The organism is Streptomyces sp. NBC_00704, assembly GCF_036226605.1.
Taxonomy (GTDB): domain Bacteria; phylum Actinomycetota; class Actinomycetes; order Streptomycetales; family Streptomycetaceae; genus Streptomyces.
On the sequence record NZ_CP109000.1, the window covers coordinates 2,731,784 to 2,750,704 of the forward strand.

Here is an 18,921-nt window from a genome sequence, read left to right on the forward strand (position 1 = left end):
GCGTCAGTGTGCGCCGGACCCGGACGGCGGCCCGCGGTGGGGCCCGCAGAGGCAAACGACGAGGTGCCGCGGGGTGCCGAGGCGCTCAGGCCGACATCGGCCGTTGCACCCGGATGGACTGCAGCAGCCCCACCGCCACCCACACCGCGAACATCGACGTGCCTCCGTAGGACACGAACGGCAGCGGCAGGCCCGTCACCGGCATGATCCCCAGGGTCATGCCGATGTTCTCGAACGACTGGAAGGCGAACCAGGCCACGATGCCCGCGGCGACGATCGTGCCGTACAGCTCCGTCGTCTCCCGCGCTATGCGGCAGGCGCGCCACAGGACCACGCCGAGCAGGACGATGATCAGGCCCGCGCCCATGAAGCCGAGTTCCTCGCCCGCGACGGTGAAGACGAAGTCGGTCTGCTGCTCGGGCACGAACTGACCCGTGGTCTGCGAGCCGTGGAACAGTCCGGCGCCGGTGAGGCCGCCGGAGCCGATCGCGATGCGCGCCTGGTTGGTGTTGTAGCCCACGCCGGCCGGGTCGAGGCTGGGGTTGGCGAAGGCGGCGAAGCGGGCGATCTGGTACTCGTCGAGGATGTGGAGCTGCCAGACGGCGATCGCGCCCGCCGCGCCCGCCCCGAGCAGTCCGAAGACCCAGCGGTTGGAGGCGCCGGAGGCCAGCAGCAGGCCCAGCACGATCATCACCATGACCATGACCGACCCGAGGTCGGGCATCAGCATGACGACCAGCATGGGCACGGCCGCGAGCCCGAGCGCCTGCATCACCGTGCGCTGGTCGGGGTAGGGCCTGTCGCCCGCGTCGACCCGGGCCGCGAGGAGCATCGCCATGCCCAGGATGATCGTGATCTTCACGAACTCCGAGGGCTGGAGCGAGAAGCCGCCGCCGAGCACGATCCAGGAGTGAGCGCCGTTGACCGTGGAGCCCAGCGGGGTGAGCACCGCGAGGATCCCCAGGAGGGACAGGCCGTACAGGACCGGCACCGCGTTGCGCAGCGTGCGGTGGCCGAGCCAGATCGTGCAGATCATCAGGGCGAGCCCGATGCCGGTGTTCATCAGGTGCCGGACGAGGAAGTAGTACGGGTCGCCCTGGTTGATCTCGGTGCGGTTGCGGGTCGCCGAGAAGACCAGCAGCGAGCCGATCAGGGACAGCGCGATCGCCGACAGCAGTATCGGCCAGTCCAGCCGGCGGGCCATCGAGTCACGGGCGAAGACCCGTGTCCAGCCGGCCCGGGCGGGCCCGTATCCGGAGACGGAGAAACTGTTCACGCCGGTCATGTGCGCATCCTCCGGCTTCCCTTCTTCCGTCGTCGGCGGCGGGTGTCGCGGTTGGCGGCGGTGTTCTGCTGCACGGTGCCCGCCGTCTGCGTCCCGTCCGGCTCCGGCGCGGTCTGCTGGCTGGCGCGCTGCTCCTTGGCCGGGTCCTTGGAGACCTTGGGCGACTTGATCGTGCCGTCCGCCTGGACCTTCGGCAGACCCACCTGCGGGGTGGGCAGCAGGGCGTTCTTCTTGTCGATCTTGCCGTCGTCGGAGACGCCGTACATCGCGTTGTAGATGTGCCGCACGGCCTCACCGGAGGCGCCCGAACCGGTACCGGCCTGGGCGATCGTCATGACGACCGTGTAGTCCTTGCTGTACGTGGCGAGCCAGGACGTCGTCTGCTTGCCGTAGACCTCCGCGGTACCGGTCTTGGCGTGCAGCGGGATCTTGTCCTGCGGCCAGCCGCCGAACTTCCAGGCGGCGGTACCGCGGGTGACCACGCCTTCCAGGGCCGCGTCCATGCCCTTGATGGTGGCCTTGGTGACGGGCAGCCTGCCCTTGGGCTTGGGCTTGATCTCCTGGACGGTCCGGCCGTCGGCGCTGACGATCGCCTTGCCGATGGTCGGGGTGTACATGGTGCCGCCGTTGGCGATCGCCCCGTAGATCACGGCCTCCTGGATCGGGGTGACGAGGGTGTCGCCCTGACCGATGGAGTAGTTGATCGAGTCGCCCTCGCGCATCTTGTTGCCTTCGAGGCAGTTCTCGTAGGCGATCTTCTCGACGTAACTGCCGTCCTTCTTGCCGGACTTGCACCAGGAGTCCTTGTTGGCCTTCCAGTAGGACTCCTTCCACTGGCGGTCCGGGACCCGTCCGGTGACCTCGTTGGGCAGGTCGAGGCCGGTCTCCTTGCCGAGGCCGAACTGGTGCGCGGCCTTGTAGAAGTAGTCCTTGGGCTCACCCTTCTTCGGGTTGATGCCGCCGTCCTTCTTCCACTCGCGGTCGGCGAGGCCGTAGAAGACGGTGTCGCAGGACACCTCGAGGGCCCGGCCCAGCGAGATGGGGCCGAAGCTCTCCCCCTCGAAGTTCTTGAAGACCTGGCCGCCCACCGAGTACGAGCTGGTGCAGGGGTAGCCGCCGTCCCACTCGTAGCCCGCCTCGACCGCGGCGGCCGTGGAGACCACCTTGAACGTCGAACCGGGCGCGGACTGACCCTGTATGGCCCGGTTGAGCAGCGGGTAGTCGGAGTTCTTGCCGGTGAGCTTCTTGTAGTCCTTGGCGGAGATGCCGCCGACCCAGACGTTGGGGTCGTAGGCCGGGGCGGACGCCATGGCGACGACCCGCCCGGTCTTGGCCTCCATCACGACGACGGCGCCCGAGTCGGCCTTGTAGTTCTCGCCGGTGATCTTGTCGAACTGGGTGCGGGCGATCTTCATCGCGTTGTTCAGCTCGTACTCGGCGACCCGCTGGACGCGGGCGTCGATGCTGGTGACGAGGTTGGAGCCGGGCTGGGCCGCGTCCGCCTCGGCCTGGCCGATGACACGGCCGAGGTTGTCGACCTCGTAACGGGTGACGCCGGCCTTGCCGCGCAGCTGCTTGTCGTACTGGCGCTCCAGCCCGCTGCGGCCGACCTGGTCGGAGCGCAGGTACGGCGAGTCGGTGTCCTGGGCCTTGGTGATCTCCTCGTCGGTGACCGGGGAGAGGTAGCCGAGGACCTGGGCGGTGTTGGCGTTGCCGGGGGCCGCGTAGCGGCGCACGGCCTCGGGCTCGGCGGTGATGCCGGGGAAGTCCTCGGCGCGCTCGCGGATCTGCAGGGCCTGCTTGGCGGTCGCCTCGTCGGTGATCGGGATCGGCTGGTAGGGCGAGCCGTTCCAGCAGGGCTGCGGCGTCTTCGCGTCGCACAGGCGGACCTTCTGGGCGACCTCGTCGGGCTTCATGCCGAGGACGCCCGCGAGCTTGGCCAGGACCGCCTTGCCGTCGTCCTTCTGCTTCAGCAGCTCGGTGCGGGACGCGGAGACGACCAGCCGCGTCTCGTTGTCGGCCAGGGCCACTCCGCGCGCGTCCAGGATCGAACCGCGCACCGCGGGTTCGACGACCTGCTGCACATGGTTGCCGGAGGCCTCCTTGGCGTAGGCCGCGCCCTCGCGGATCTGCAGGTACCACAGGCGTCCGCCGAGGGTGCCGAGCAGGGAGAGGACGAGGATCTGGATCACGACGAGCCGGATCTGCACCCGTGGGGTCCGACCGGTCTCGGGAATGTTGGTCACTGCGGCTGTCTCCCCCTCTCAGTGCGCGGACGCGGTGCGCGGACGTGTGTGCGCGGACGAATGATGAACGACCGGTCCGTGCGGCCTCGTTCCGCCTGTTCTTCCTCGTTCGGGTGATTCCTCCACCGGCGCGCTCGGCGCGCGGACGCCCGCGTTCACAGCCGCTTGACCCCCTTGATGCGTCCGGCCCGCGTGGCCCGCGACCGGGCGGCCTTCAGCTTGAGCCCGCCGCGCTGCCCGCCGATCCTCAGGCCGGTGCCGGAGGAGAGCCAGCCGGAGGAGATGTCGGGGCTCTTGGCGGCGGAGTTGGTCTCGGCGAGCGGGTCGTTGTCGGCCCGGCGCGCCAGGAACATGATCGCGGGGACCACGAACGGGGCGAGCAGCAGGTCGTACAGGGCGGCGGTGAACAGCAGCCCGGTGAGGCCCACGTGGCGGGCGGCGGTGTCGCCGACTAGGGCGCCCACCCCGGCGTACAGCAGGGTGGAGCCGACGGCGGCGGCGACGACCACGACCATCGGCCCGGTGGCCGACTTGATCTGCCCGGTCTCGGGCTTGATCAGCCCGGCGAGGTAGCCGATCACGCAGAGGACGAGGGCGTAGCGTCCGGCGGCGTGGTCGGCGGGCGGCGCGAGGTCGGCCAGCAGGCCGGCGCCGAAGCCGATGAGGGCGCCGCCGACATGGCCGTACACCATGGCCAGGCCCAGGACGGTGAGCAGGAGGAGGTCGGGGACGGCGCCCGGGAGGTGGAGGCGGGCGAGGACGCTCACCTGGATCACCAGGGCGACGACGACCAGCGGGACGGAGAGCAGGATCCGGTTGACGCGCATGGGGGTTGTCAGCTCCTACTGCTGCTGGCCGTCTACGGGTGCGTTCGCGTTCGGAGTGACCGTGACGGTCACCGTCGGCGTGGGGACCGGTTTGGGCTTGGAGGGGAGCACGGTGTCGCGCGGGTCCTTCTTCGGGGCCTCGACGACGACGCCCACGATGTCGAGCTTGGTGAAGCTGACGTACGGCGTGACGTAGAGGGTGCGGGTGAGGTCGCCGCCGGAGGGGTCGACGCGGGAGACGACGCCGACGGGGACGCCTGGCACGAAGGGCTTGTCGGCCTGCGAGCCGAAGGTGACCAGCCGGTCGCCCTTCTTCACGTCGGCCTTGCCGTTGAGCAGCTCGACGCGCAGCGGGCGGTCGCCCTGCCCGGAGGCGAAGCCGAGCTCGTCGGACGCCTCCATGCGGGTGCCGACGGTGAAGTCGGGGTCGCTGGCCAGCAGCACGGTCGCGGTGTCGGGGCCGACCGTGGTGACCCGTCCGACCAGTCCGTCCCCGTTGAGGACCGTCATGTCGCGCTTGACGCCGTCGTTGGCGCCGACGTCGATGGTGAGCGTCCAGGAGAAGCCCTGGGCCGCTCCTATCGCGATGACCTCCGCGCCCTTGATGCCGTACTGGCCGGTGCCGGCGATCTTCAGCATCTTGTCGAGCTGCGCCAGCCGGCTGCGGTTGCGGTCGTCGCTGCCGAGCTTCGCCTTGAGCGCCGCGTTCTCCTTCTCCAGCGCGGTGAGCCGGTCGTGGCGCTCCCCGGAGTCGCGGACGGCCGAGCCGGCGTTGCCGACGGGGTCCACCGCCGACGACACTCCGTTCTCGATCGGGCCGAAGGCGGCGGCCGCGGCCTGCCGGGCGCCGTCGACCGGGGAGTCCTCCCCGCCCCGGATGTCCACCGTGATCAGCGCGAACGCTACGGCGATCAGCAGCACCAGGAGCAGCCGGCTCTCTCGTGTGTCCCTCACGTGCGGCGGCCGTGCCCTTCCTCGAGAGAAATACCAGAACAGAAATCAGGAAGCAGGTGGGGTGGAGCAGTTGTCGGAATGCGATGTTCGGGTGCGGATCGGGAATTGCGGCAGCCCCGGGCCGGGATGGCCGAGGGCGCTTTATGGGAGCCTATGCCGCGATATCAACGATCCGCCGCACGAGAGGAGATCATCTCGTACGGCGGAATCGAAGCGTTACGTCATCTGCGCGGCGCGGCGTCCAGGACCTGCTGGAGCGCCTCGAATTCCTCGACGCACTTCCCGGAGCCGAGGGCGACGCTGTCCAGCGGGTCCTCGGCGATGTGGATGGGCATGCCGGTCTCCCGGCGCAGCCGCTCGTCCAGGCCGCGCAGCAGGGCTCCGCCGCCGGTCAGAACGATTCCCCGGTCCATGATGTCGCCGGACAGCTCCGGCGGGCACTTGTCGAGGGTGGTCTTCACCGCGTCCACGATCGCGTTGACCGGTTCCTCGATCGCCTTGCGCACCTCGGCGGCCGAGATGACGACGGTCTTGGGCAGTCCGGAGACGAGGTCGCGGCCACGGATTTCGGTGTGCTGGTCGTCGTCGAGGTCGTACGCCGAACCGATCGTGATCTTGATCTGTTCGGCGGTCCGCTCACCGAGGAGGAGGCTGTACTCCTTCTTGATGTGCTGGATGATCGCGTTGTCCAGTTCATCGCCGGCGACGCGGATGGACTGGGCGGTGACGATGCCGCCGAGCGAGATGACCGCGACCTCCGTGGTGCCGCCGCCGATGTCCACCACCATGTTGCCCGTGGCCTCGTGGACCGGCAGGCCGGAGCCGATGGCCGCGGCCATGGGCTCCTCGATGATGTGCACCTGGCGGGCGCCGGCCTGGGTCGACGCCTCGATGACGGCACGGCGCTCGACGCCCGTGATGCCCGAGGGCACACAGACGACGACCCGCGGCCGAGCAAGATACCGCCGCTTGTGGATCTTCAGGATGAAGTAGCGGAGCATCCGCTCGGTGATCTCGAAGTCGGCGATCACGCCGTCCTTCAGCGGACGCACGGCAACGATGTTGCCGGGCGTGCGCCCGATCATCTTCTTCGCTTCGGCGCCGACCGCGAGAATGCCACCGGTGTTGGTGTTGATCGCGACGACGGACGGCTCGTTGAGTACGATCCCGCGACCCCTGACGTACACCAGCGTGTTGGCGGTCCCGAGGTCGACAGCCATGTCACGGCCGATGAACGACATTGAGTTCCCCATCAGGATTCGACTGGCCTTCCATGAGCTTTGAGGGCTTATCAGGTCGGCGAGGTGGGTGCTGTGACGTGAAGGCTTCCATCGTAAACGCGCCTGCACGGACACGGCGGAGCGGTCTCCGCCATTGTTTGCAGATGCTGTGCGGGTTCGCTTCCGGAGACGGGCGTTCGGGGGCTCACGTTCCCTCGATCGCCCGCTTCAGCCCCTTCCGCGACCGCAGCGGGATCAGGCCCGGCCGGGGAAGAAGATCTTCACCTCGCGCTCGGCGGACTCCTCGGAGTCCGAGGCGTGGATCAGGTTCTCCCGGACGATGACGCCGAAGTCGCCGCGGATGGAGCCGGGGGCGGCGGCGATCGGGTCCGTCGGGCCGGCCAGGGCGCGCACGCCCTCGATGACCCGCTCGCCCTCGACGATCAGCGCCACGACCGGACCGGAGGCCATGAACTGCACCAGCGGCTCGTAGAACGGCTTGCCCTTGTGCTCGCCGTAGTGCTGCTCCAGCGTGTCCTGGTCCAGCGTGCGCAGCTCCAGCGCGGTGATCTGCCAGCCGGCCTTGCGCTCGATACGGCTGATGATCTCGCCGGTCAGGCCACGACGGACGGCGTCGGGCTTGAGCAGGACGAGGGTGCGCTGGGTCACGAGGGGGCTCCTTCTACTGCCGGTGTTCCGGCGCCGGTGCTCTGGCGCCGCCAGGTGCGGTGGGATGAGGTTACAGGTCCGGTCCGGGCGCTCGTCACGCAGCGTCAGCGGTATCCGCAGAGGTCGCGGAGGCCTGTGCGGCGAAGCGGGCTCTGGCCTCGTCGACCTTTCTGCCGTAGTGCACCGACGCCCACCACAGCGCCCCGAAGAGCACGCCCATGAAGAACATGACCGGGACGAAGAAGCCGGACGCGACGAGGGCGATCTGCAGCGCCCAGCCGAGGGCGACCCCGCCCGGCCGGGTGACCATGCCGCACAGCAGCACGCTGAGCAGCATGGCGATGCCGCACACCGTCCACACCGTGGACGGGGACAGGTCGGAGTCCTTCATGGCGACCAGGCCGGCGAAGCCGATGACGAAGAACTCGCCGATCAGGGTCGAGGAGCAGAGCGTACGCATGGCGGGCCTCAGCCCTTCCCGAGGAGCAGGCGCGCCTCGCCGACGGTGATGACGGAACCGGTGACCAGGACGCCTCCGCCGGAGAACTCGCCCTCCTCCTCGGAGAGCGTGATCGCCGCCTCCAGGGCGTCGGGCAGCCGCGGCTCGACCTGGACGCGGTCGTCGCCGAACACCTCGACGGCGATCGCGGCCAGCTCGTCGGCGTCCATCGCGCGATGGCTGGCGTTCTGCGTGATCACGACCTCGGCGAAGATCGGCTCGAAGGCCTCCAGGAGCCCGCGCACGTTCTTGTCGCCGCTGGCCCCGACCACCCCGATCAGCCGGGAGAAGTCGAACGCCTCCCGGACGGCCTCGGCGGTGGCCCGGGCGCCGGCCGGGTTGTGGGCGGCGTCCAGGACGACGGTCGGGGAACGGCGGACGACTTCGAGGCGGCCCGGCGAGGTGACGGCGGCGAAGGCCTTGCGGACGGTGTCGATGTCGAGCGGCTCGGGCCGCTGCGAGCCGACGCCGAAGAACGCCTCGACGGCGGCGAGCGCGACGGCCGCGTTGTGCGCCTGGTAGGGGCCGTGCAGCGGCAGGTACACCTCGGGGTACTCGCCGCCCAGCCCGCGCAGGGTGACCAGCTGGCCGCCGACGGCGACCTGGCGGGCGACCACGCCGAACTCCAGCCCTTCGCGGGCCACGGTCGCATCGACCTCGACGGCCTTCTTCAGCAGCACCTGCGCCGCGTCGACGGGCTGCTGGGCGAGGATGACGGTGGCGTCCTGCTTGACGATCCCGCCCTTCTCGGCGGCGATCTCGGCGGTCGTCTCCCCCAGCCGGTCGGTGTGGTCCAGGTCGATGGGCGTGACGACGGCGACGTCACCGTCGATCACGTTCGTGGCGTCCCACGAGCCGCCCATGCCGACCTCCACCACGGCCACGTCCACGGGCGCGTCGGCGAACGCGGCGTACGCCATGCCGGTGAGCACCTCGAAGAACGACAGCCGGTACTCCTGCGCGGCGTCGACCATGTCGACGTACGGCTTGACGTCCCGGTACGTCTCGATGAACCGCTCGGCGGAGATCGGGGCGCCGTCCAGGCTGATCCGCTCGGTGATCGACTGCACGTGCGGGCTCGTGTACCGGCCGGTGCGCAGCTCGAACGCGCCGAGCAGCGCCTCGATCATGCGGGCGGTGGACGTCTTGCCGTTGGTGCCCGTGATGTGGATCGACGGGTAGGAACGCTGCGGGTCCCCCAGCACGTCCATCAGCGCGGCGATCCGGTCGACGGAGGGCTCCAGCTTGGTCTCGCCCCAGCGGGTGGCCAGCTCCGCCTCGACCTCGCGCAGGGCCTTGTCGACCTCGGGATCCTCGGGGCGCGCGGGCACATCGGCCTGCGGCGCGCCGCCCCGGGTGCGCAGGGTGCGGCTGCCTGCCTCGATGACCGCGAGATCGGGATCGCGGTCGGTCTCCTCGGCGATGATCTCGTCGAAGGGATCGAGGGGGTCGAAGGGGGCGGGCAGGTCGTCGTGGTTGCCGTTCGGGGGGAGCTCGCTCACGGGGTCAGTCTACGGACGGGCGGTGACAGAGGCGGGCGGAGGTGGCGGAGACGGACGGAGAAGGGCGAAGGCCCCCGGAATCGTGCCGGCGGTGTGCCGGTCCCGGGGGCCTTCGTCCGTCGCGGTGTCCTACGCCTGCGGCAGGCGCTCCAGCTGGCTCTGGATGCGGGCGATGTCCTCGTCCGCCTTGGCGAGGCGTCCGCGGATCTTGTCGACCACGTTGTCCGGGGCCTTGGCGAGGAACGCCTCGTTGCCGAGCTTGGCGTGGGCCTGGGCCTTCTCCTTCTCGGCCGCCGCGAGGTCCTTGGCCAGGCGCTTGCGCTCCGCGGCCACGTCGATGGTGCCCGACAGGTCGAGGGCGACCGTGGCGCCCGCGACGGGCAGGGTCGCCGTGGCGGAGAAGCTCTCGCCCTCGGGCTGAAGGCGCAGCAGCTGCCGGATGGCGGCCTCGTGGGACGCCAGCGCCGTGCCGTCGAGCGTCAGGCGGGCGGGGACCCGCTGGCCCGGCTGGAGGCCCTGGTCGGCACGGAAGCGGCGGACCTCGGTGATCACCGACTGGAGGCTCTCGATCTCACGCTCCGCCGCGGCGTCCCGGAAACCCGAGTCGGTCGGCCACTCGGCGACGACGACGGACTCGCCGCCGGTCAGCGTCGTCCACAGCGTCTCCGTGACGAACGGGACGACGGGGTGCAGCAGCTTCAGCGTGACGTCGAGGACCTCGCCCAGGACGCGGCCGGAAACCTTCGCGGGCTCGCCGCCGGCCATGAACGTCGTCTTGGACAGCTCGACGTACCAGTCGAAGACCTCGTCCCAGGCGAAGTGGAAGAGCGTGTCGGAGAGCTTCGCGAACTGGAAGTCCTCGTAGAGCGCGTCGACTTCGGCGACGACGGAGTTGAGACGGGAGAGGATCCAGCGGTCGGTCGCCGACAGCTTCTCGGCGTCCGGCAGCGGTCCGTCGACAGTGGCGCCGTTCATCAGCGCGAAGCGGGTGGCGTTCCAGATCTTGTTGGCGAAGTTGCGCGAGCCCTGGACCCAGTCCTCGCCGATCGGGACGTCGACACCGGGGTTGGCGCCGCGCGCGAGGGTGAAGCGGAGCGCGTCGGAGCCGTACTTGTCCATCCAGTCGAGCGGGTTGACCGCGTTGCCGAAGGACTTCGACATCTTCTTGCCGAACTGGTCGCGGACCATGCCGTGCAGGGCGATGGTGCGGAACGGCGGGGTGCCGTCCATCGCGTACAGGCCGAACATCATCATCCGGGCGACCCAGAAGAAGAGGATGTCGTAGCCGGTGACCAGGACGGAGTTCGGGTAGAACTTCGCGAGCGACTCGGTCTGTTCGGGCCAGCCGAGCGTGGAGAACGGCCACAGGCCGGAGGAGAACCAGGTGTCGAGGACGTCGGTGTCCTGACGCCAGCCCTCACCGGTGGGCGCCTCGTCGTCGGGGCCGACGCAGACGACCTCGCCGTTCGGGCCGTACCAGACCGGGATGCGGTGGCCCCACCACAGCTGCCGCGAGATGCACCAGTCGTGCAGGTTGTCGACCCAGTCGAAGTAGCGCTTCTCCATCTCCTGCGGGTGGATCTTGACGCGGCCGTCGCGGACGGCGTCGCCGGCGGCCTTCGCCAGCGGACCGACCTTGACCCACCACTGCATGGACAGGCGCGGCTCGATCGTCGTCTTGCAGCGCGAGCAGTGGCCGACGGAGTGGACGTAGGGGCGCTTCTCGGCGACGATCCGGCCCTCGGCGCGCAGGGCGGCGACGATGGCGGAGCGGGCCTCCAGCCGGTCCAGGCCCTGGAAGGGGCCGTGGGCGGTGATGACCGCGTGCTCGTCCATGACGGTGAGCGACGGCAGGTTGTGGCGCTGGCCGATCTCGAAGTCGTTCGGGTCGTGCGCCGGCGTCACCTTGACCGCGCCGGTGCCGAACTCGGGGTCGACGTGGGTGTCGGCGACGACCGGGATGGAGCGGTCGGTCAGCGGCAGACGGATCTCCGTGCCGACCAGGTGCTTGTAGCGCTCGTCGTCGGGGTGGACGGCGACGGCGGTGTCGCCGAGCATCGTCTCCGCGCGCGTGGTGGCGACGACGATGGTGGCGTCCCCCTCGCCGTACTTCATGGAGACGAGTTCGCCGTCGTCGTCCTGGTACTCGACCTCGATGTCCGAGATCGCCGTCAGGCAGCGCGGACACCAGTTGATGATGCGCTCGGCGCGGTAGATCAGCTCGTCGTCGTAGAGCCTCTTGAAGATGGTCTGGACGGCCTGCGACAGCCCTTCGTCCATCGTGAAGCGCTCGCGCGACCAGGCGACGCCGTCGCCCAGACGGCGCATCTGGCCGCTGATCTGGCCGCCGGACTCGCCCTTCCACTGCCAGACGCGCTCGACGAACGCCTCCCGGCCGAGGTCGTGACGGGACTTGCCCTCCTTGCCGAGTTCACGCTCGACGACGTTCTGCGTGGCGATGCCGGCATGGTCCATGCCCGGCTGCCAGAGGGTCTCGAAGCCCTGCATGCGCTTGCGGCGGGTGAGCGCGTCGATGAGGGTGTGCTCGAAGGCGTGCCCGAGGTGCAGGCTGCCCGTGACGTTGGGCGGGGGGATGACGACGGTGTACGGAGGCTTCTCGCTCTTGGCGTCCGCCTCGAAGTAGCCCCGCTCCACCCAGCGCTCGTACAGCGGCCCCTCTACGTCGGCCGGCGCGTACTGGGTCGGCAGTTCGGTGTGGGGCGCTGATGGCTGCTGCTGAGCGTTCTCGGTCACGGGCCCAGTTTAGGGGTGTCACCGCGCGGTCCCGAAACGTGTTTCCTCTGTAACGGTGGGGCCCCCACTGCCGTGCCCGCGGGGGCTCTGCGCCAGGATGTGAAAAACGCATAAGCATCTGGAGGGGAACCCAGGAATGAGTCACAACCAGCCGGGCCCGTACGGTGGGCAGCCCCAGCAGCCCGGACCGTACGGCCAGCCCGGTCCGTACGGTCAGCCGCCCCAGGCGCCGCAGCCCGGCTACGGCTACCCCCAGCCGCCCACCGCCCCGCAGCCCGGCTACGGCTATCCGGCGCAGCCCCCGCAGGGCGTGCCCCCGCAGGCCCCGCCCTACGGCCAGCAGCCGCCGTACGGCCAGCCCCCTTACGGGCAGCAGCCGCCCTACGGCCAGCCCCAGCCCCCCTACGGCGTCCCGCAGCCGCCGGCGGGCGGCCGCGGCAAGAAGACGGCCGCCATCGTCGTCGGCGCGGTCGCGGTCGTGGCCGCGCTGGGCGTCGGCGCCTACCTCGTGATCGGCGGAGGCGGCGGCGCGGGCGGCCTCAAGGACGACGGCCCGCACACACTGACGACCCCCGGGACCGCCCTGACCGACTACAACCGGGTCACGGACGACGGCGCGAGCGCCGGCAAGGACTCGGCCGCCGACCTGGCGAAGACCGGCGTCCAGGACGGCAAGTCCGTCATCGGCGTCTACACGACGGCGGACCTGAGCGGGTACGACCCGGCCGACCCGAGCACCGCGCCCGACGCGTCCGAGCTGGCCACCTCGAAGACCATCACCTTCGCCGGCGCCTACGGCAAGATCGCCGACCCGGAGGCGACGCTGGACCTGTTCTTCGCCAACTTCAAGAAGTCGTCCGAGAAGAGCTCGTCCGGCTCCGCGGAGGCCGACAAGGGCGAGCTGATCGGCGAGGCCGAGAAGGCCGACCTCGACGGCGCGGTCATGAAGTGCCAGGCGGCCAAGGGGAAGAACAAGGTCACCCAGAAGGAGAAGACCGACTGGTTCTGCGCCTGGGCGGACTACAGCACCATCGCCATGGTGTCGCCGGGCGACGCCACGAAGGACGTCAGCAAGGACGTGGCGATCGACATCACCAAGCGGCTGCGCGAGCAGATCCGCGTCGGGGTGTGACGACCCGCTCCGCGCGTACAGGAGGGGCCCCGGTCGGTGACCGGGGCCCCTCCTGTACGCATGCCGGCTAGGCGGTCTTCGCCTCGCCCGGGCCGCGGCCGCCGCGGGCGTCGCGCGGGATCAGGGTCGGGTTGACGTTGGAGAGCACCACGTCCGCCGTGATGACCACGCGGGCCACGTCCTTGCGGGACGGGACCTCGTACATCACCGCCTGGAGGACCTCCTCCATGATCGCGCGCAGGCCGCGCGCGCCGGTCTGGCGCAGGATGGCCTGGTCGGCGATGGCCTCCAGGGCCTCACGCTCGAAGTCCAGCTCCACGCCGTCGAGTTCGAAGAGCCGCTGGTACTGCTTGACCAGCGCGTTGCGCGGCTCGATCAGGATCTGCAGCAGCGCCTCGCGGTCCAGGTTGTGGACCGAGGTGATGACGGGCAGACGGCCGATGAACTCCGGGATCATGCCGAACTTGACCAGGTCCTCGGGCATGACGGCCTCGAACTGGTCCTTGGACTCCAGCTCGCGCTTGGAGCGGATCGTCGCGCCGAAGCCGATGCCCTTGGCGCCGGCCCGGGTCTCGATGATCTTCTCCAGACCGGAGAACGCGCCGCCCACGATGAACAGCACGTTCGTGGTGTCGATCTGGATGAACTCCTGGTGCGGGTGCTTGCGTCCGCCCTGCGGCGGGACCGAGGCGGTGGTGCCCTCGAGGATCTTCAGCAGCGCCTGCTGGACGCCCTCGCCCGACACGTCGCGGGTGATGGAGGGGTTCTCGCTCTTGCGCGCGACCTTGTCGATCTCGTCGATGTAGATGATCCCGGTCTCGGCCTTCTTGACGTCGTAGTCGGCCGCCTGGATCAGCTTCAGCAGGATGTTCTCGACGTCCTCGCCGACGTAACCCGCCTCGGTGAGCGCCGTCGCGTCGGCGATCGCGAAGGGGACGTTCAGCATGCGCGCCAGGGTCTGCGCGAGCAGCGTCTTGCCCGAGCCCGTGGGGCCGAGCAGGAGGATGTTGGACTTCGCCAACTCGATGGCGTCCTCACGCCCTTGGGCGCTTGCGTTCTCGCCGGCCTGGACGCGCTTGTAGTGGTTGTACACCGCGACCGACAGGGCCTTCTTGGCGGGCTCCTGGCCCACCACGTAGCCCTCGAGGAACTCGTAGATCTCGCGGGGCTTGGGGAGTTCCTCCCAGCGGACCTCGCTCGTCTCCGCGAGTTCTTCCTCGATGATCTCGTTGCAGAGGTCGATGCACTCGTCGCAGATGTAGACACCGGGCCCTGCGATGAGCTTCTTGACCTGCTTCTGGCTCTTGCCGCAGAACGAGCACTTGAGCAGATCGCCGCCGTCACCGATGCGTGCCACGGTGTGCTTCCCCTTCGCCTGGGAGACGACTGGACGCTTACGAATCCAGCGGCTCCTGGTGCTGCCTTATTCCGACGGTACCTTGCCCGGCCCCCCGTTCGGGCCCCCCTTGGCACGGTTCACTGCGACGTGGACCGTGTCACACCGTGCCGAGGGGGCCCGAACGAGGCGGCCCCGGGCGTCAACGCAGAGACTCGTTGTTCATCTTCCGGGTGGAGATGATCTGGTCGATCAGGCCGTACGACAGCGCGTCCTCGGCCGTGAGGATCTTGTCGCGCTCGATGTCCTCGCGGATCTTCTCAATCGGCGTGGTCGAGTGCTTGGCCAGCATGTCCTCCAGCTGCGCGCGCATCCGGAGGATCTCGTTGGCGGCGATCTCCAGGTCGGAGACCTGACCGCGGCCGGTCTCACTGTACGGCTGGTGGATCAGCACGCGCGCGTTCGGCAGCGCCATCCGCTTGCCCGGCGTGCCGGCGGCCAGCAGGATCGCGGCGGCGGAGGCCGCCTGGCCCATGCAGACCGTCTGGACGTCGGGCTTCACGAACTGCATGGTGTCGTAGATCGCGGTCAGCGCCGTGAAGGAGCCGCCGGGGCTGTTGATGTAGACCGAGATGTCCCGGTCGGGGTCCATCGACTCCAGGCACAGCAGCTGCGCCATGACGTCGTTGGCTGAGGCGTCGTCGATCTGCACGCCGAGGAAGATCACGCGCTCCTCGAACAGCTTCGCGTACGGGTCGTACTCGCGGATGCCCTGGGAGGTGCGCTCGACGAAGCGCGGGATGACGTAGCGGGACTCGGCGCGGGGACCGGTGTATTCGGCCTCGGTGCGGGCGTAGATGCCGCTGCCGGGGAAGTCGTTCACGATGTCTCCTGGAAAGGGGGCTGGGGCGGTGGACTGGAGGGGCTGGAGAGGGGCTCTGACGGCTTGCGGGGCTCCCGGGCGCCCGCTGGGGAGGCTCCGGGCGGCCCGGCGGCCCCGAGGGGCTTGCCGGGCCCCCGGAGGCCTCAGCGGACTGCCTGGGGCCTCGGAGGGGTCAGGGGCTCAGGAGGCTCCGGGGAGTTCCCTGGGCGGCCCTGCCGCCGTCAGCGGCGACCCTCAGGCCGCCCCGGTACCGCCGCCGCCCGGCATGCCGGCGGCCGTCGGGATGACGTCGTCGATGAGGCCGTACTCCTTGGCCTCGAACGCGTCGAACCACCGGTCGCGGTCCGAGTCGCGGGTGATCTGCTCGACCGACTGGCCGGTGTGCTGCGAGGTCAGCTCCGCCATGCGCTTCTTGGTGTGCAGCAGACGCTCGGCGTGGATCTTGATGTCCGAGGCCGATCCGGCCAGGCCCGCGGAGGGCTGGTGGATCAGGATCTCGGCGTTCGGCAGCGCGAAGCGCTTGCCGGGGGTGCCCGCGCTGAGCAGGAACTGGCCCATGGAGGCGGCCAGGCCCATGGCGATCGTCACCACGTCGTTCTTGATGAACTGCATGGTGTCGTAGATCGCCATGCCGGCCGTGATGGAGCCGCCGGGGCTGTTGATGTAGAGGTAGATGTCCTTGTCCGGATCGGCGGCAAGGAGCAGCAACTGTGCGGTGATCTTGTTGGCGATGTCGTCGTCGACCGGCTGGCCGAGGAAGATGATCCGCTCGCCGAGCAGCCGGTTGTAGACCTGGTCGCCGAGGCCACCGCCAATGGAAGGCTCGCCGGCGGCGGAAGGCATCAGATTCGTCACGTCGTATCCACCTGCTCGTCTTGCGACGGCGCCGGGCCGTCTCACGTGTACTGCCTGGGGCTCGGGGACTCCCCTGCCCTCGTACTCATGGACCCTAACGCGCGGGTCCCTTCGGGGAATCCCGGAGAGGAGAGTGTTCGCCGGGGGCGTAGTCGGCCGGGGGCGCACAGGGTCCTGCGGCCCCCGGACGCGGACGCACGCGCGCACGGCGTCGCACACGGCATGCGCACACGGCATGAGGGGCCCCGGACGGATTCGGATTCCGATTCCGTCCGGGGCCCCTCAGATGTGCTCAGGTCTGCGTCAGAGGCGACGCGAGGCCTTTCAGCCCTCGGTCTTCTCCTCGGAGGTCTCCGCCTCGGCGGCGGCCTCCGCGGACTCCGTGCCCTCGGCGGCGGCGTCGGTCTCGTCGTCCTCGTCGTCGAGGTCGATGACCTCGCCGTTGGTGTCCTTCACCGTGGCGGACTCGACAACCGTGGCCAGCGCCTTGCCGCGGGCGACCTCGCCGACCAGCAGCGGGACCTGACCGCCCTCGACGACCGCCTGGGCGAACTGGTCGGGGGACATGCCGGAGGAGGCGGCACGGCGCATGAGGTGCTCGGTGAGCTCCTCCTGGTTGACGTTCAGCTTCTCGCGCTTGACGAGCTCGTCGAGCACGAACTGGGTCTTGATGCCCTTGACCGCGGCCTCGCGGGTCTCGGTCTCGAACTCCTCGGCGGACTTGCCCTGGATCTCCAGGTACTTGTCGAGGTCGAGGCCCATCTGACCGAGCTGGTGGTGCTCCAGGTTGTGCTTGCGGGTGTTGACCTCGTCCTCGAGGAGCTTCTCGGGGACGGGCACCTCGACGAGCTCCAGCAGCTTCTCCAGGACGCGCTCCTGGGCCTGCGTGGCCTGGTCGTACTGCTTCATGTTCTCGAGGCGCTTGCGGCTGTCGGCCTTCAGCTCGTCGAGGGTGTCGAACTCGGAGGCGAGCTGCGCGAACTCGTCGTCCAGCGCGGGGAGCTCGCGGGCGGCGACCTGGGTGACCTTGACGGTGACCTCGGCCTCCTTGCCGGCCGCGGAGCCGCCCTTCAGCTCGGAGGTGAAGGTGGTCTCGCCACCGGCCTCCAGGCCCTTGACGGCCTCGTCGATGCCTTCCAGCAGCTCACCGGAGCCGATGGTGTAGGAGACGCCGCTCGCGACGCCGTCCTCCAGGACCTCGCCGTCGACCTTGGCCTCCAGGTCCACCGTCACGACGTCGCCGTCCTCGGCGGCGCGCTCGACCGGGGAGGTCGAGGCGAAGCGCTCGCGGAGCTGCTCGACCGACTTGTCGACGTCCTCTTCGGTGACCTCGACGGCGTCGACCTCGACCTCGATGGAGGAGAAGTCCTCGGGGAGCTCGAGGGACGGACGGATGTCGACCTCGGCGGTGAAGTTCAGCGTCTCGCCGTCCTTCAGCTCCGTGATGTCGACCTCGGGCTGGCCGAGGACGTCGATCTCCGCCTCGTTGACCGCCTCCGTGTAGAACTTCGGCAGCGCGTCGTTGACGGCCTCCTCCAGCACGGCGCCACGGCCGAAGCGCTGGTCGATGACCCGGGCGGGGATCTTGCCCTTGCGGAAGCCCTTCACCGTGACCTGCTGGTTGATCTTCTTGTACGCCGCGTCGAGGCTGTCCTTGAGCTCCTCGAAGGGCACCTCGATGCTGAGCCGAACCCGGGTCGGGTTCAGGGTCTCCACGGCGCTCTTCACGGTTCGGTCTCCTTGGGGGCTGACTTCTTGGTTTCTGCCGGAGCCAGACCGGCTCCGACGGATTCGCCGCCCGGAGGACTTCAGAGAATGAGGACGCACGGGCGTGCAGCTTGCATAGTAACGGCAGCGACGACACGCCCCAAAGGCGATCAAGCGAGGTGGCCGCGGAGTCGGTCGGGATCGGTCGGCGGCGACCGAGGTCGGTGGTCGGGGTGGCGGGATTTGAACCCACGGCCTTCCGCTCCCAAAGCGGACGCGCTACCAAGCTGCGCCACACCCCGTCTGGTGCGAGACGTAGGGTACATGCCCCCAGGCTCTCCGGCCGCCGCATTCACCGAGCCCCCGGGCGGACGGCGGCGGGGGCGGAAAAGGCGGTGTGCGACACCGGCCCCGGACCCGCTACGATGCCTGCAGTGCCGCGGTCGCTGACCTGCGGCGCGTCGTGTGCGGGCGTAGCTCAATGGTAGAGCACTAGTCTTCCAAACTAGCTACGCGGGTTCGATTCCCGTCGCCCGCTCGGGAGAGCGTAGGGCCAGGTCGGAGGGTGTTTTCCTCGGACCTGGCCCTCCGTCGTTCCCGGGCCGTCGGCCACCGGGCGGGCCGGCGCGGGCGGTCCCGTTCAGGCGCGGTCCGTCAGCTCCTCGGCGAAGACCTGCGACAGGGGCTGCGGTCCCACGTACTGCTGGCAGTTGCACTCGCCGGCCTCGTAGCGCAGCGGCTTCTTGTTCTCGTCCCAGGCCGTGGGCACCTCGACGCGTTCGTGGCACCGGCCCTGCTTGTCGTGCTTGGCGAGGTGGTGCGTGCATCCGCACACCGGCTCGGGCGACCTGTGCGCCGCCTCGACGGCCAGTCGCTCCTGCTTCGCCGCCTCCAGCAACTGCAGCTTGCGCTCGTGGCGATGACGCAGCGCGGTGCGGACATTGTCGGCCACCCAGGCGAAACCGCCCGTCCAGAAGATGATGAGTACCCACCAGAACCAGTCCACCAGTTGCCCCTTTCCCCCGTGTTCTGCCGCAGCCAGCCTAGAACCT

General features: G+C 69.5%; 15 protein-coding genes and 2 tRNA genes. 2 read left to right on the forward strand and 15 right to left on the reverse strand.

Annotation, left to right across the window (positions count from 1 at the left end; translation table 11 throughout):
- Nucleotides 1–85: 85 nt before the first annotated feature.
- From rodA to OG802_RS12005, 9 genes are all read right to left on the reverse strand, one after another.
- A complete protein-coding gene (gene rodA, locus OG802_RS11965; RefSeq protein WP_329409849.1) occupies nucleotides 86–1,285 on the reverse strand; it encodes a rod shape-determining protein RodA in 1,200 nt (399 codons plus the stop codon).
- A complete protein-coding gene (gene mrdA / locus OG802_RS11970; protein WP_329409851.1) occupies nucleotides 1,282–3,531 on the reverse strand; it encodes a penicillin-binding protein 2 in 2,250 nt (749 codons plus the stop codon). Before mrdA ends, rodA begins: the two co-directional genes overlap by 4 nt.
- 155 nt (nucleotides 3,532–3,686) lie before the next feature.
- Entirely contained in the window at nucleotides 3,687–4,358 is a 672-nt protein-coding gene (gene mreD, locus OG802_RS11975) for a rod shape-determining protein MreD (protein ID WP_108999418.1), read from the reverse strand.
- A 15-nt stretch (nucleotides 4,359–4,373) separates the two neighbouring features.
- Entirely contained in the window at nucleotides 4,374–5,312 is a 939-nt protein-coding gene (gene mreC / locus OG802_RS11980; RefSeq protein WP_329409853.1) for a rod shape-determining protein MreC, read from the reverse strand.
- A 221-nt stretch (nucleotides 5,313–5,533) separates the two neighbouring features.
- On the reverse strand, nucleotides 5,534–6,553 hold the full coding sequence (locus tag OG802_RS11985) for a rod shape-determining protein (protein ID WP_020127820.1): 1,020 nt from the start codon (nucleotides 6,551–6,553) through the stop codon (nucleotides 5,534–5,536).
- 234 nt (nucleotides 6,554–6,787) lie between these two features.
- Entirely contained in the window at nucleotides 6,788–7,201 is a 414-nt protein-coding gene (ndk, locus tag OG802_RS11990; protein ID WP_240868984.1) for a nucleoside-diphosphate kinase, read from the reverse strand.
- A gap of 94 nt (nucleotides 7,202–7,295) precedes the next feature.
- Nucleotides 7,296–7,661, reverse strand: coding sequence for a DUF4233 domain-containing protein (locus tag OG802_RS11995; protein ID WP_329409860.1), 366 nt, complete (start codon nucleotides 7,659–7,661; stop codon nucleotides 7,296–7,298).
- Between the two features lie 8 nt (nucleotides 7,662–7,669).
- The gene (gene folC / locus OG802_RS12000) at nucleotides 7,670–9,202 is read right to left on the reverse strand and encodes a bifunctional tetrahydrofolate synthase/dihydrofolate synthase (RefSeq protein ID WP_329409862.1); all 1,533 of its coding nucleotides are present in this window, start codon (nucleotides 9,200–9,202) and stop codon (nucleotides 7,670–7,672) included.
- 129 nt (nucleotides 9,203–9,331) lie between these two features.
- Nucleotides 9,332–11,956: a valine--tRNA ligase gene (locus OG802_RS12005; protein ID WP_329409865.1), complete on the reverse strand. Its 2,625-nt coding sequence runs from the start codon at nucleotides 11,954–11,956 to the stop codon at nucleotides 9,332–9,334.
- A 136-nt stretch (nucleotides 11,957–12,092) separates the two neighbouring features.
- Between OG802_RS12005 and OG802_RS12010 the strand changes: the two genes are divergently transcribed.
- Nucleotides 12,093–13,088 (forward strand): hypothetical protein, encoded by a 996-nt coding sequence (locus tag OG802_RS12010; RefSeq protein ID WP_329409868.1) that lies wholly within the window; start codon nucleotides 12,093–12,095, stop codon nucleotides 13,086–13,088.
- Nucleotides 13,089–13,155: 67 nt separating this feature from the next.
- On the opposite strand, the gene clpX is transcribed toward OG802_RS12010, so the two are convergent.
- The 5 genes from clpX to OG802_RS12035 form a co-directional block, all read right to left on the reverse strand.
- A complete protein-coding gene (clpX, locus tag OG802_RS12015; RefSeq protein WP_329409869.1) occupies nucleotides 13,156–14,445 on the reverse strand; it encodes an ATP-dependent Clp protease ATP-binding subunit ClpX in 1,290 nt (429 codons plus the stop codon).
- A gap of 181 nt (nucleotides 14,446–14,626) precedes the next feature.
- Nucleotides 14,627–15,307, reverse strand: a complete 681-nt coding sequence (locus OG802_RS12020) for an ATP-dependent Clp protease proteolytic subunit (protein WP_329409871.1) — start codon at nucleotides 15,305–15,307, stop codon at nucleotides 14,627–14,629.
- A gap of 234 nt (nucleotides 15,308–15,541) precedes the next feature.
- Nucleotides 15,542–16,150, reverse strand: a complete 609-nt coding sequence (locus OG802_RS12025; RefSeq protein ID WP_030779489.1) for an ATP-dependent Clp protease proteolytic subunit — start codon at nucleotides 16,148–16,150, stop codon at nucleotides 15,542–15,544.
- A 336-nt stretch (nucleotides 16,151–16,486) separates the two neighbouring features.
- Complete coding sequence (gene tig, locus OG802_RS12030; RefSeq protein WP_329409873.1) at nucleotides 16,487–17,890, reverse strand: trigger factor; 1,404 nt, start codon at nucleotides 17,888–17,890, stop codon at nucleotides 16,487–16,489.
- A gap of 204 nt (nucleotides 17,891–18,094) precedes the next feature.
- Nucleotides 18,095–18,171 (reverse strand) — tRNA-Pro (locus tag OG802_RS12035).
- A gap of 165 nt (nucleotides 18,172–18,336) precedes the next feature.
- Between OG802_RS12035 and OG802_RS12040 the strand changes: the two genes are divergently transcribed.
- Nucleotides 18,337–18,407 (forward strand) — tRNA-Gly (locus OG802_RS12040).
- Nucleotides 18,408–18,509: 102 nt separating this feature from the next.
- Here the strand turns inward: OG802_RS12040 and OG802_RS12045 are convergent.
- Entirely contained in the window at nucleotides 18,510–18,875 is a 366-nt protein-coding gene (locus OG802_RS12045; protein WP_329409875.1) for a hypothetical protein, read from the reverse strand.
- Nucleotides 18,876–18,921 lie beyond the last annotated feature (46 nt).

Coding starts and splice junctions, on each gene's coding strand:
- mreD (WP_108999418.1), bottom strand. CDS start 4,358: ATGCGCGTCAACCGGATCCTGCTCTCCGTCCCGCTGGTCGTCGTCGCC.
- rodA (WP_329409849.1), bottom strand. CDS start 1,285: ATGACCGGCGTGAACAGTTTCTCCGTCTCCGGATACGGGCCCGCCCGG.
- OG802_RS12010 (WP_329409868.1), top strand. CDS start 12,093: ATGAGTCACAACCAGCCGGGCCCGTACGGTGGGCAGCCCCAGCAGCCC.
- OG802_RS11985 (WP_020127820.1), bottom strand. CDS start 6,553: ATGTCGTTCATCGGCCGTGACATGGCTGTCGACCTCGGGACCGCCAAC.
- OG802_RS11995 (WP_329409860.1), bottom strand. CDS start 7,661: ATGCGTACGCTCTGCTCCTCGACCCTGATCGGCGAGTTCTTCGTCATC.
- OG802_RS12025 (WP_030779489.1), bottom strand. CDS start 16,150: ATGCCTTCCGCCGCCGGCGAGCCTTCCATTGGCGGTGGCCTCGGCGAC.